7 protein-coding genes are annotated in these 12,426 nt (G+C 61.9%); 5 read left to right on the forward strand and 2 right to left on the reverse strand.

The window, feature by feature from the left end; all coding sequences use genetic code 11:
* Window positions 1–4: 4 nt before the first annotated feature.
* Window positions 5–751 (reverse strand): 2,3-diphosphoglycerate-dependent phosphoglycerate mutase, encoded by a 747-nt coding sequence (gene gpmA / locus DW136_RS08745; protein ID WP_199412252.1) that lies wholly within the window; start codon window positions 749–751, stop codon window positions 5–7.
* A gap of 566 nt (window positions 752–1,317) precedes the next feature.
* Between gpmA and gltB the strand changes: the two genes are divergently transcribed.
* The 5 genes from gltB to DW136_RS08770 all read left to right on the forward strand — a co-directional run bounded on the left by gltB (window position 1,318) and on the right by DW136_RS08770 (window position 11,689).
* Window positions 1,318–6,015: a glutamate synthase large subunit gene (gltB, locus tag DW136_RS08750; protein WP_117716909.1), complete on the forward strand. Its 4,698-nt coding sequence runs from the start codon at window positions 1,318–1,320 to the stop codon at window positions 6,013–6,015.
* 5 nt (window positions 6,016–6,020) lie between these two features.
* On the forward strand, window positions 6,021–7,502 hold the full coding sequence (locus DW136_RS08755) for a glutamate synthase subunit beta (RefSeq protein ID WP_117716908.1): 1,482 nt from the start codon (window positions 6,021–6,023) through the stop codon (window positions 7,500–7,502).
* 426 nt (window positions 7,503–7,928) lie between these two features.
* A complete protein-coding gene (locus DW136_RS08760) occupies window positions 7,929–8,636 on the forward strand; it encodes a hypothetical protein (protein ID WP_117716907.1) in 708 nt (235 codons plus the stop codon).
* A 212-nt stretch (window positions 8,637–8,848) separates the two neighbouring features.
* On the forward strand, window positions 8,849–9,910 hold the full coding sequence (locus DW136_RS08765; RefSeq protein WP_147351652.1) for a hypothetical protein: 1,062 nt from the start codon (window positions 8,849–8,851) through the stop codon (window positions 9,908–9,910).
* Between the two features lie 408 nt (window positions 9,911–10,318).
* Window positions 10,319–11,689 (forward strand): amidohydrolase family protein, encoded by a 1,371-nt coding sequence (locus tag DW136_RS08770; protein WP_233509051.1) that lies wholly within the window; start codon window positions 10,319–10,321, stop codon window positions 11,687–11,689.
* 133 nt (window positions 11,690–11,822) lie between these two features.
* Here the strand turns inward: DW136_RS08770 and DW136_RS08775 are convergent, their stop codons facing one another.
* Window positions 11,823–12,296 carry a hypothetical protein gene (locus DW136_RS08775; RefSeq protein WP_117716904.1) on the reverse strand — a complete coding sequence of 158 codons (474 nt, stop codon included), beginning with the start codon at window positions 12,294–12,296 and terminating at the stop codon, window positions 11,823–11,825.
* Window positions 12,297–12,426 lie beyond the last annotated feature (130 nt).

The raw sequence follows: 12,426 nt of genomic DNA on the forward strand, positions 1-12,426 counted from the left end.
GGGGCTACTTGTGCGCTTTGCCCTGATTGGCCACGGCGTCGATCTTGGCGGCGATGGTCGCCGGGTCGCCGATGTAGCGCTTGTCGAGGACGTTGAAATCGGTGTCGAAGGTGTAGACGAGCGGCACGCCGGTGGGGATGTTGACCTTGAGGATCTCCTCGGGCGTGAGGTGCTCGAGCTTCATGACGAGTGAGCGCAGGGAGTTGCCGTGTGCGGCGATGAGTACGCGCTTGCCGGCGAGCATCTGGGGGCGAATCTCGTCTTCGAAATAAGGCCAGGCGCGGGCGATCGTGTCCTTGAGGCACTCGGTATAGGGCAGCTGATCGGGCGCGACATCACGGTATTGCTCCTGGGTGTGGGGATCGCGCGCGTCGTCCGGCTCGAGTGCCGGCGGGCAGACATCGAAGGAGCGGCGCCAGATGAGCACCTGCTCGTCGCCGTGCTCCGCTGCGGCATCGGCCTTGTTGAGACCCTGCAACGCTCCGTAGTGGCGCTCGTTGAGCTTCCAGGATTTGATGACGGGCAACCACTCGCGATCCATTTGGCCGAGCACGATGTCGAGGGTGTGAATTGCGCGCTTGAGACGCGAGGTGTAGCAGACGCCGAAGTCGAAGCCCGCTTCTTTGAGGGCTCGACCGCCTGCTGCGGCTTCTTCGCGGCCCGTGTCGGTGAGCTCAACATCGGTCCAGCCGGTGAACAGGTTGAGCTTGTTCCACTCGGACTCTCCGTGACGGATAAGGACGAGTTGCATCGTCTGCTGGTCTGCTTGGTGCGCCATAGGGGCCTCCTTGATCTGGCACGGTGTGCGTGTCGTTTGCTTGACGCCGCAAAGGATACCCGTTTTAAGCTTAAAAGTTAACCAAGACTAACAAAATTGTTGTATTTGAATGGGATGGTGAAAGGGGGCTGCCGAAATGTCTCGATCTGTAACAACGAGGGATGGAAATTGGGCCTAGGTGTTACAGATCGAGACAGGAAGAAATGGTCCTATGGAATGTCTCGATCTGTAACAGTTTGCCGCCAAAACCGGCCCTTTGTGTTACAGATCGAGACATTCGGAACTGTCTCTCGAAAACATCTCAATCTGTAACAGTTAGTCGTCGTAATTGGGCCTTCGTGTTACAGATTGAGATGTTTGAAGTGGTGAGCTAACAGGCCGAACTTGGGGCCTATGTTGTCGCCCTTGAGGTCGGCGGTGTCCACTCGTAGGGCGTGCGTTACGCGATTGTTTCGAAACGGGTGGGAAACACAACGGGTCGGCGATGCTCCTAGTATGCCTATTCAACTGACTGTCTAAATATCTAGGGGAGGATCGCGATGCAGGCAGATTCCGCTCAGCAGCAGGGCCTTTATCGCCCCGAATTCGACCACGATGCATGTGGCATCGGCGCGCTTGCCGATATCAACGGTGAGCGCCATCACCAGATTCTGGACGACGCGCTGTCCATTCTGGTCAACTTGGAGCACCGCGGCGGTACGGGACTCGAGAAGAACACCGGCGACGGCGCCGGCATCCTGTTCCAGGTTCCGCATCACTTTTTCCGTAAAGAGGCTCAAAAGTGCGGTCAGATTCTGCCGGCAGAGGGCGACTATGGCGTGGCCATGCTGTTCTTCCCGCAGGACGACAAGGGCGTAGAGGATGCCCGCCGCGTGTTTGAGGAGGGCTGTGCCGAGGCCGGCGTGCCGCTGCTCTTTTGGCGCGAGGTGCCCGTCGACCCGCACGACCTGGGCGAGACGGCCCGCGCCTGCATGCCCACTATCCTGCAGGCCTTCCTGGGCCGTCCGGACGACACGCCCGCCGGCGATGCCTTTGAGCGTCGTCTGTACGTGTGCCGCCGCACCATCGAAAAGAAGGCCGATGCCGAGTTTGCCCTGCGAGACAAGATCTTCTACGTGTGCTCCATGAGCTCGCGCACCATCGTGTACAAGGGCATGCTGGTCGCCACGCAGATGCGCCGCTTCTTCATCGACCTCAACGACGCCGCCGTCAAAACGGCCGTGGCGCTCGTCCACTCGCGCTACTCCACCAACACCACGCCCAGCTGGGAGCGTGCGCACCCCAACCGCTTTATCATCCATAACGGCGAGATCAACACCCTCAAGGGCAACGTCAACTGGATTCGCGCCCGCGAACCCAACCTGTACAGCCCCGTGCTGCAGCACGATCTTGAGCGCGTGATGCCCATCATCAACCGCGAGGGTTCCGACTCCGCGATTCTGGACAACGTGCTCGAATTCTTGGTCATGAACGGTCGCCCGCTCACGCGTGCCGCGTCCATGTTGCTGCCCGAGCCGTGGGACCACAACGATAGCCTGAGTGAGGAGCGCCGCGCCTACGACGCTTACCAGTCCATGCTCATGGAGCCCTGGGACGGCCCGGCGGCCATCGCCTTTACCGACGGTCGCACGCTGGGCGCCGCCCTCGACCGCAACGGCTTGCGCCCCGCCCGCTACTACGTGACGCGCGATGGCCGCTTTATGCTGGCAAGCGAGGTGGGCACCATCGAGGTGAGCCCCGAGAACATCCTGACGAGCGGCTGCCTGGGACCGGGCCAGATGCTCGAGGTCGATTTTGCCCGCGGCCGCGTGATCTACAACGACGAGCTGCGCGCCCGCTATGCCAAGGAGAAGCCCTACCGCGACTGGATTGCCGAGGAGACACTGACCGTCGACGCGCTCGATGAGCCCGCCGCGCCCGCGCCCGCCGAGGATGCCGAGGTGCCCGCCGCCGTGCGCATGGCCAAGCTCGGCTATCACTGGGATGATGTTGACGAGGTCGTGCGCCCCATGGCCCAGCAGGGCAAGGCCCCGCTCGCCTCGATGGGTATCGATGCGCCGTTGGCCTGCCTGTCCAAGAAGACGCGTTCGTTCTTTGACTACTTCTATCAGCTGTTCGCTCAGGTCACGAATCCTCCGATCGATGCCCTGCGCGAGCACATGGTGACTTCGACCACGCTCTACCTGGGCAACCACGGCAACCTGCTCGAGGATTCCCGCACGGCCTGTCAGCTGGTGCGCTTGGAGCGCCCATTGCTCAACGAGGAAGAGTTCGAGCATATCTGTGCCATCGACCGTGTTGGCTTTAAGACCCGTCGTTTCCGTGCCGTCTACCGCCGCGATGCCGGCGAGGGCGCGCTGCAGGCTGCGCTCAAACAGCTTGCCGAGGACGTTGAGGCTGCGGTCCGCGACGGCGTGAACATTGTGGTGTTGAGCGATCGTGCCGCTGCGGGCGAGGTGCCCGTGCCGTCGCTGCTCGCCGTGGGCTGCGTGCACAACCACCTGATCCGCGCCGGCGTTCGTACTTTTGCCGACATCGTGGTGGAGTGCGGTGACGCCGTGTCCCCGCACGACTTTGCGGCACTGGTGGGCTACTCCGCGAGCGGCATCTATCCGTACAACGCACATGCGTGCATCCGCGATCTGGCGGCACGCGGCGACCTGGACGTGACGGCCGAGCAGGGCATCGCCAACTACAACAAGGCTGCGACCGCCGGCATCGTCTCCATCATGTCCAAGATGGGCATCTCCACGGTGCAGAGCTACCATTCGGCGCAGATCTTCGAAGCCGTGGGCTTTACGCCGGAGTTCGTCAACGCGTACTTTGCCGGCACGGTGAGCCGTGTGGGCGGTATGGGTGTCGAGGACGTTGAACGCGAGCAAAACGAGCGCTACGACGCCGCGCTCGCTATCCTTAAGAGCCCGGCTCCCGATCAGCTGCCCACGCTGGGCCTGACCAAGTGGCGCCCGCTCGGCGGCGAGGAACACCTCATCGACCCCCAGACCGTCTACCTGCTGCAGACCGCCTGCCGTGAGGACAGCTACGACACCTTTAAGGAGTACAGCGCCCGCCTGCACCGCACCGGCCGTACCGTGCGTCTGCGCGACTTGCTCGACTTTGATGCCAGCGGCCGCACGCCGGTTTCGCTCGACGAGGTCGAGTCCGCGCTCAACATCGTCCGCCGCTTTAACACCGGCGCCATGTCGTACGGCTCCATCAGCAAGGAAGCACACGAGTGCATGGCCATCGCCATGAACCGCCTGCACGGCCGTTCCAACTCGGGCGAGGGCGGTGAGGATCCGCGTCGCGAGACCCCGCTGGCTAACGGTGACTCCAAGAACTCCGCGATCAAGCAGGTGGCAAGTGCGCGCTTTGGCGTGACGAGCCGCTACCTGTGCAGCGCCTTCGAGATTCAGATCAAGATGGCCCAGGGCGCCAAGCCCGGCGAGGGTGGCCACCTGCCCGGCAAGAAGGTCTACCCCTGGATTGCCGAGGTCCGTCAGTCCACGCCCGGCATCGGCCTGATCTCGCCTCCGCCGCATCACGACATCTACTCCATTGAGGACCTGGCCGAGCTGATCTTCGACCTTAAGAACGCCAACCCCGGTGCGCGCGTGTCGGTCAAGCTGGTCAGCGAGGCTGGTGTCGGCACCATCGCCACTGGTGTTGCCAAGGGTGCTGCCGACAAGATTTTGATCAGCGGCCACAATGGCGGCTCGGGTGCCGCTGCGCGCGATTCGATCTGGCACGCCGGTCTGCCGCTGGAGCTTGGCCTTGCCGAGGCTCAGCAGACGCTGCTGCAAAACGGCCTGCGCTCGCGCGTGGTGCTCGAGGCCGACGGCAAGCTCATGGACGGCACCGATGTTGCTGTCGCCTGCCTGTTGGGCGCCGAGGAGTTTGGCTTTGCGACCATGCCGCTCATCTCGATGGGCTGCCTCATGCAGCGCGACTGCCAGCAGGATACCTGCCCCGCCGGCATCGCTACGCAAAACTGCCGCCTGCGTCGCGGCTTCCGCGGCAAGCCAGAGCACGTCGAGCACTTTATGCTCTTTGTTGCCGAGCAACTGCGCGAGGTCATGGCGAGCCTGGGCTTCCGCACCGTCGACGAGATGGTCGGCCATCCCGAGTGCTTGCGCCAGATCGAGGTCCCGGGGAACCGCAAGGCTAACCTGCTGGATCTGTCGCCCGTGCTGGCGAGCGCGACCTGTGAGTTTGGTGCCCATATTCCGGGTGCCGACGGTCGTCACTTCCTGCCGCAGATGGCTGCCGACAGCGAGCTCGACAAGACGCTCGACTCCACGTTGTTTGTGCCCTATACGGCCGATGCCCGTGCGCACCTGCGTCCGATACGCTTCCGCGCCGATATCGCCAACGTCAACCGCTGCGTCGGCACCATCTTGGGCAACGCGGTGACCAAGGCGCATCCCGAGGGCCTGCCCGCCGGCTCCATTACCATCGATTGCGATGGTTCAGCCGGTCAGAGTTTTGGCGCGTTCCTGCCGCGCGGCATTACGCTCAACGTGTGCGGCGACGCCAACGACTACTTTGGCAAGGGCCTTTCGGGCGGCGAGGTGTCGGTGCGCCCCAATCCGCATGCGACCTACAAGTTCGACGAGAACATCATCGTGGGCAACGTTGCGTTCTTTGGCGCCACGAGCGGCCGTGGCTTCATCAACGGCCTGGCCGGCCAGCGCTTTGGCGTACGCAACTCCGGTGCCACCGTGGTGGTCGAGGGTTGCGGCAACCACGGTTGCGAGTACATGACGGGTGGCCTGGCGCTCATCCTGGGCGAGGTCGGGCAGAACTTCGCTGCCGGCATGACGGGTGGCGTGGCTTATGTTTTTGACCAGTACGGCACGCTCGATGCCCGCGTGAACCACGAGAGCGTTGAGCTCAAGGCCCCGACTGCCGGCGAGCTGGCGCAGATTCGCGAGCTCATCCAGGAGCACGTGGACGCGACGCAGAGCCCGCGCGGCATCAAGCTGCTCTACAGCTTTGAGACGATGAGCAAGCACTTTGTGAAGGTCATTCCGACCGAGTACGAGCGTGTGCTGGCGATTGTCGCTGCGAGCGAGGCTGCCGGTAAGACGCATGCGCAGGCAGAGGAGCTGGCGTTTGACATTGTGACCGGTCGCGCGAGCGCCGCGGATGTCGCTCGCTTCGATATTGCGGGCGGTGCTGCGGGTGCTGCGTCCGTGGCTGCCAGCCCTGTTGCTTCGACCAAGAAGGAGGCGTAAGTGCCATGGATAAGCCCGGTGCTTTTCTTGATATCGATCGCGTGACCCACGAGCTGCGTCCCGTGGAGGAGCGCAGTCATGATTTTGATCCCCTGTATGTGGAGCTCGATGACGACGCACGTCGCGCCCAGGCGAGCCGCTGCATGATGTGCGGCGTGGCGTTTTGCCAGATGGGCGCGAGCTTTGGCAAGGCACGTCCGAGCGGCTGCCCGCTGCACAACTTGATTCCCGAGTGGAACGAGCTGGTGTACCGCGGCCGCTGGGTTGAGGCTGCCGAGCGCCTGTCGCTCACCTCGCCCATGCCTGAGTTCACGAGCCGCGTGTGCCCGGCACTGTGCGAGGCCGCGTGCAACCTGGGCTCGGTCGACGGCCAACCCACGACGATTCACGATAACGAGCGTGCGATCAGCGACCATGAGTGGGCCAACGGCGGCCCACGTCGCTTTGAGCCGGCAGGGGAGGACGCGCCCTCGGTCGCCGTGGTTGGTTCCGGCCCGGCTGGCCTGGTGGCAGCATGGGAGCTTGCACGTCGCGGTGCCCGCGTGACGGTGTTTGAGCGCGACGACCGCCCCGGCGGCCTACTCATGTACGGCATTCCCAACATGAAGCTCGAGAAGTCTGTGGTTGAGCGTCGTGTGGCGCTCATGCGCGAGCTGGGTATTGTGTTCGAGCTGGGCGCCGACGTGAGCGATCCCAAGGTTACCGCCAGGCTCGACGACTTTGACGCCGCCGTGGTGGCTGCCGGCGCCCGTGCTCCGCGTGGACTTTCGGCTGCGAACATTGATGCCCCGGGCGTGGTGTATGCCGTGGACTACCTGACGGCTTCGACCGTCTCGGTGCTCGATGGCGGCAAGCCCGCGGTGAACGCACGCGGCCTGGACGTCGTGGTCATTGGCGGTGGCGATACCGGCAACGACTGCGTGGGTACCGCGGTGCGTCAGGGCGCGCGCAGCGTGCGCCAGTTTGAGTTCTTGCCGGCTGCGCCCGATAAGCGCGCGGCGAGCAACCCCTGGCCGCAGTGGCCCAACGTTAAGAAGACCGACTACGGCCAGCAGGAGGCTATCGCTGCGATGGGTGGTGAGATGCGTGCCTGGGGCGTGGATACGCTCGAGGTGCTGTTGGACAAGAAGGGTGCGGCTGCGGGTCTGCGCGTGGTCGATCTGGACTGGTCGGCGGGAAAGCCCGAGCGCATCGCGGGCTCCGAGCACGAGGTGCCGGCGCAGCTGGTGCTCATTGCCTGCGGCTTTACGGGTCCGGAGCACGGCGTGTTCGATGCGGTGAGCGTGCCTGTTGCCATCGCTGGTCGTCCGCTGCCGGTGATGGCTGCCGAGGGCTCGCATCTCGCGGCTCGCACGGAGGGCGTCGCCGCGGATGCCGCGCCGGTGTATGTTGCCGGTGACGCTCGCAACGGCAGCTCGCTCGTGGTGAACGCTATGGCCGACGCCTTGGCCTGCGCTGCCGAAGTCGCCGACGCGCTGGCGCTGTAAGGCTGCTGCCCACAGCTGAATCGTCAAGGGCTGTCCCCAACGGCCGGCACAAAAGGAACGTCCCTAAGTGCCGCCTAAGTGCCGGCAGTTAGGGACGTTCCTTTTCTGTCGGCACTCGGGGACACTCCTTGCGGATTTGCGAGCAGTTTGCTCGTTTGTCGACGTACGGATGTTCATTTGTCGACTTCTCGGGCTGTGGTCACCTGTTGTTTCTGTGGTGGCTGCGGGCATCTGGCTCAAAAGGGCGGGTTGGCCGTCTATGTCTACCTGCGGTTTTGTTGCGGTGCGCATTTTCGATCAAGCTTTTCGTCAAGTGTTTGGTCAGTATCTGGTTTGCAGTCGGAGGCCTATTTTGCCCGCGCTGGTCGTGGCTGCCCACCTTCCTCGTAAGCTCAAATTGAGGTCCATCAGTTTGAGGAGGATGCCATGACTGACCACGCTTTTGACAGAGCAGAGCTAGCCGAAGCCGTCGGCAACGATATTGCCGACATGGCCCATTTTTGGATGCTGCGGAAGTTCCAGTTTTTGGAGCCGGCGCGCGAACAGTTCGAGATCATTGTCGACCCGTGGCTCAGCTATTGCACCGAGCCTTCGCAAAACGAAATCATGGCCTACAACATGGCATTTACCGATTGGCTGCTCTTCGAGCGCCCCTATCGCCATGGCAAGACGCTGCTCGAGCTGTATGTTGACGAGCCGCCGGCATCGCTTTCGCCTGCCTCGCTCAAGCGGCTCGAGCAGGTACGCGACACGCAGTATTTCTCGCGCTTTGGCATTTTGGACAAGGATCCTGCGAACGGCATGGTTGCGCTGAAGGACACACGCACCGATCATCGCTTTGATGTCTACGATCCGCATATCGTGCAGAAGGAGCACTGGAGTGACGGCGCGATTGCGGTGCGCCTCGCCTGCGTCGACGATGTCTGGCTTACGGCGGGACAGCTCTACCTGTATGACATCGCGCGGCTGAGCGATACGGCGGTCGATGGGCCGGGTGCGGTGCATCCGGAGGACCTGCAGGACGGCTTTGACACCTCGTGCATCAGCTTCTTCTTGCGTCTGGTCCGCGACATCATGGGCGCCCAGGGGCGGTACGTAAAGTCGCTCAACATCTACGAACAGGAATGGGAGTAGGGGATGGACGGTTGTCGCCTGCCTTGCCTTCTGCCTTTATGTCTCGATCTGTAACGTTTAGGGACAAAAAACCGGTCTACCTGTTACAGATCGAGACGAATACCTGGGCGCCGCTGGTTTGTCTAAATCTGTAACGTTTAGGGGCCTGGAGAACGTCTAACTGTTACAGATCAAGACGTTTATCAGCGGAGGCAACGGTGACAATGGTCCATTTGTCCGATGTGGTGGTGATGGAAGTGTCTAATACCGTTCTCAAACACAAGCATACGGCTCGCAACACGTTGGCGCGGAATAGGATGCTTGCCAGGCTCACGGAGGCGGCTGAACTAGGCGTGCTGCTTGTGACGCACGACAATGCCGAGCTCATGTGGCTGCGGCGCCATGTGGGAACCGACGATATCGCGGAGCCTGAGTCGCACCTGTTCTGTTTTCAGCGTGATTGGGATGCGTTGACGCCGACGGAGCGAGCGCTGCGGACCATCAAAGGGCTTGCGGAGTTTCATCCCGATTGGGCGTTTTGGGGTTACGACGCGGCACTTTTGTGGGGTCTGGAGGTGCCAAATGATCTGCTTGGGCCGCGATTTCTTGTTAAGACAGGTTGCTCGGTGCCGCTGAGTGCAGGATGCCGGCTGTTGCGTCCGCAGGCGGCGGGTGCGCTTGAGCGCGTCGACGGCGTGCGAGTGACGCCGTTTTGGCGCACGGTGAAGGACTGTCTGCTGCGTGCGCCGTTTTCGTATGGTCTGGCGATCGCCGATTCTGCGCTGCGGGCGAAGGGCATATCGCGCGACGACCTCTGCGAACGGCTCCAGGCCGATTGCGAGGGCAGACGCGGATATCGCAGAGCTCAGGTGATTGCGTCGCATGCGGACGGGCTGTCCGAAAACGGTGGCGAGTCTCGGTTCCGGGCATTCTTTATTGCATACGGTTTTCCGGTGCCAGAGTTGCAGGTGGAGTTTCGTGACCCGCTTGATTCGAGCCAAGTGTTTCGCGTTGATTATTTCTGGAGGCTCGAGGACGGGACGTGCGTGATTGGCGAGCTCGATGGAAAGGGAAAGTATGCCTTACAGAACGACGAGGGTCGGGAGTCGGTCGACCCGTTCGTGGCAGAACGTCAGCGAGAGTCTCATCTGACGATGCTCGAACATAAGGTGCTGAGGTTTACGTTTGATGAGCTCAAGAATCCGGGGAAGCTGGCTGAAAAGATGAGACTGGCGGGCATTCCGCAGTGGGCCGATTTGGCTGAGCAGTGGAGGCGGCAGTGGTATGGGCGCTGAGGGGTGTAACTGACGCGGATGTGGTTGTTCCTGCCGAGTTTGTCTCGATCTGTAACAACAAGGGGCCGTTTGGCCTCGCAACTGTTACAGATCGAGACAGAAGGTTGGCTGCCGCTAAAATATCTCGATCTGTAACATCTAGAGGCCGAAAACCTGTCTACTTGTTACAGATTGAGACAAAGGTTGGACGCGGTGCCGAAAGATCTCGATCTGTAACATCTGGCTGCTAAAACCCGGTCTACCTGTTACAGATCTAGACATTTCCCGGATGTCGCTGGGATGGGACTGCAATGCATTCCGTTCTCCGTGTCTCATCCTTTCTCCGTTAACCGATATGTCCGCAGCAACCCTGCCGCACTGGGTGATAATGGACAAATGTTCAAGTTGCTCGTGAGGGAGGAGCTCGATATGGCATCTGCCGATCGTCCCACATTGTTTATCAATGCGACCGTTCTGGATGGTTCGGAGCATATGGAGCCGCAGCCCGATATGGCCGTGGTCGTCGAGCGTGGCATCATCACCTGGATGGGACCGAGCGCTGTGGCCCAAGCTCCAGCGGGGGCCGAGGTCATCGACCTGGCAGGGGCGTATCTCATGCCGGGCCTCATCAATATGCACGTGCATCTGTGCGGTTCGGGCAAGCCGGTCTCGGCGGGTGATGCGGGCGCGCTGATGAAGAAGCTCGACAATCCCGTGGGCCGCGCCATCGTTCGCCACATCCTCAAAGGCAGCGCCCAACAGCAGCTGGCAAGCGGCGTGACTACGGTGCGCGGTGCGGGTGACCCGCTGTTTGCCGACATCGCCGTGCGCGATGCTATCGATGCCGGCAAGTATCAGGGTCCGCGTCTGGTAGCGCCGGGAACGGGCGTTACAGTGCCGGGTGGCCACGGCGCGGGGCTGTTCGCGCAGGTCGCCAATACGCCCGACGAGGCGGCCGAACAGGTGCGCGACTTGTACGCTCGTGGTGCCGACGTCATCAAGTTGTTCGTGACGGGTGGCGTGTTCGACGCGACCGAAGTTGGCGAGCCGGGCGTGCTGCGCATGCCGATCGATGTTGCCGCGGCGGCGTGCAAGGCGGCGCACGAGGTGGGCCTGCCGGTTATGGCTCATGTCGAGAGCACCGAGGGCGTGAAGGCCGCGCTTGAGGCCGGGGTCGACACGATCGAGCACGGTGCCCCGATGACGCCCGAGATCCTGGAGCTGTATCGCGGCGCCGCGGGCACACAGCTCGAGGGACGCGCGCCGAGCGTGACCTGCACGATCAGCCCGGCGCTGCCGTTTGTATTGCTCGACCCGGAAAAGACCCATTCGACCGATACACAAAAGAAGAACGGCGACATCGTGTGCTCGGGCATCATCGAGAGCGCCCGTGCCGCGCTGGAAGCTGGCATTAAGGTGGGCCTGGGCACGGACTCAAGCTGCCCGTTCGTGACGCAGTACGACATGTGGCGTGAGGTGGCCTATTTTGCCAAGTATGTCGGTGTGAGCAACGCCTTCGCGCTGCATACGGCTACGCAAGTCAACGCCGAGCTGCTGGGGCTGGGCGGCGAGACCGGTACGATCGAGTGCGGCAAGGCCGCCGATATCCTGGTGACGCGCAAGAATCCGCTCGATGACCTGTGCACTCTGCGTGAGCCGACGCATGTGATGTGTCGCGGTGATTTGGTACGCAAGCTCAAGGTGAAGCGTATTCCCGAGGTGGACGCCGAGCTCGACGCGATTATGGCCATGCCTGCCGAGGCGTTGGCCGAGGAGCTTGCCCGCGACGGTGTGGCGTAGATGTGACAAAGGGGCAGCTCCGTTGCCGCATGCAAAAAGCTGAGGTCTCAACACGAGGCCTCGGCTTTTTTATCGAACAAATACTTAAGATTTGGGACAAACAAACCTGATTAATTTGTCCCGCGTGCGGGCGTTAGGAGCGGGTTTCCATCTTGGCGTGGCACTTGGGGCAGGTGACGCGGATCTTGCCTTTGCCCTTGGGGACGGAGAGCATCTGGCCGCAGTTGGGGCACTTGAGGTATGCTGTGGTCTTGCGACCCTTCCACATCTTCTTGGCCGTGCGCTTGGCACGCTCAAAGTCTTCCTTGCTGGTACCGGCCGTGCGCGAGGCGTTGGCAGCCGCGGCGCCGCTACCCAAGCTCGCTACGAACTTGCCCAGGCCGGGGACGTTAGCGGTCGCGGCGACAAAGGCCGCGTTTTCCTTGCGACGTGCGTCGATGTTTTTGGACAGGCCGCGCAGCACGCCAATCACGATTACGGCGATGGCAATCCAGCTGAGCCACTGGATATGGGCTATCGATCCGATCATCGCGATGACGATGCCGACAAAGCCCATAACGATGGTGAGCTCATCGGCGCCATTGCGGCCCTTCATAAAGTCATTCATGCAAATTGCCTTTCGTTCGATATGCTGCACGCCTTTATACCCGATTTAGAGCAAGGGGGACAGGTCAATCTGTACCAAGGTGGTGCAAATGAACTGCATCCCATTTCTTGGACTTTGAAATTAAGGTTCG

The organism is Collinsella sp. AM12-1, assembly GCF_003472325.1.
Classification (GTDB): Bacteria; Actinomycetota; Coriobacteriia; order Coriobacteriales; family Coriobacteriaceae; genus Collinsella.

Coding starts and splice junctions, on each gene's coding strand:
- gpmA (WP_199412252.1), bottom strand. CDS start 751: ATGCAACTCGTCCTTATCCGTCACGGAGAGTCCGAGTGGAACAAGCTC.
- gltB (WP_117716909.1), top strand. CDS start 1,318: ATGCAGGCAGATTCCGCTCAGCAGCAGGGCCTTTATCGCCCCGAATTC.
- DW136_RS08755 (WP_117716908.1), top strand. CDS start 6,021: ATGGATAAGCCCGGTGCTTTTCTTGATATCGATCGCGTGACCCACGAG.
- DW136_RS08760 (WP_117716907.1), top strand. CDS start 7,929: ATGACTGACCACGCTTTTGACAGAGCAGAGCTAGCCGAAGCCGTCGGC.
- DW136_RS08770 (WP_233509051.1), top strand. CDS start 10,319: ATGGCATCTGCCGATCGTCCCACATTGTTTATCAATGCGACCGTTCTG.
- DW136_RS08775 (WP_117716904.1), bottom strand. CDS start 12,296: ATGAATGACTTTATGAAGGGCCGCAATGGCGCCGATGAGCTCACCATC.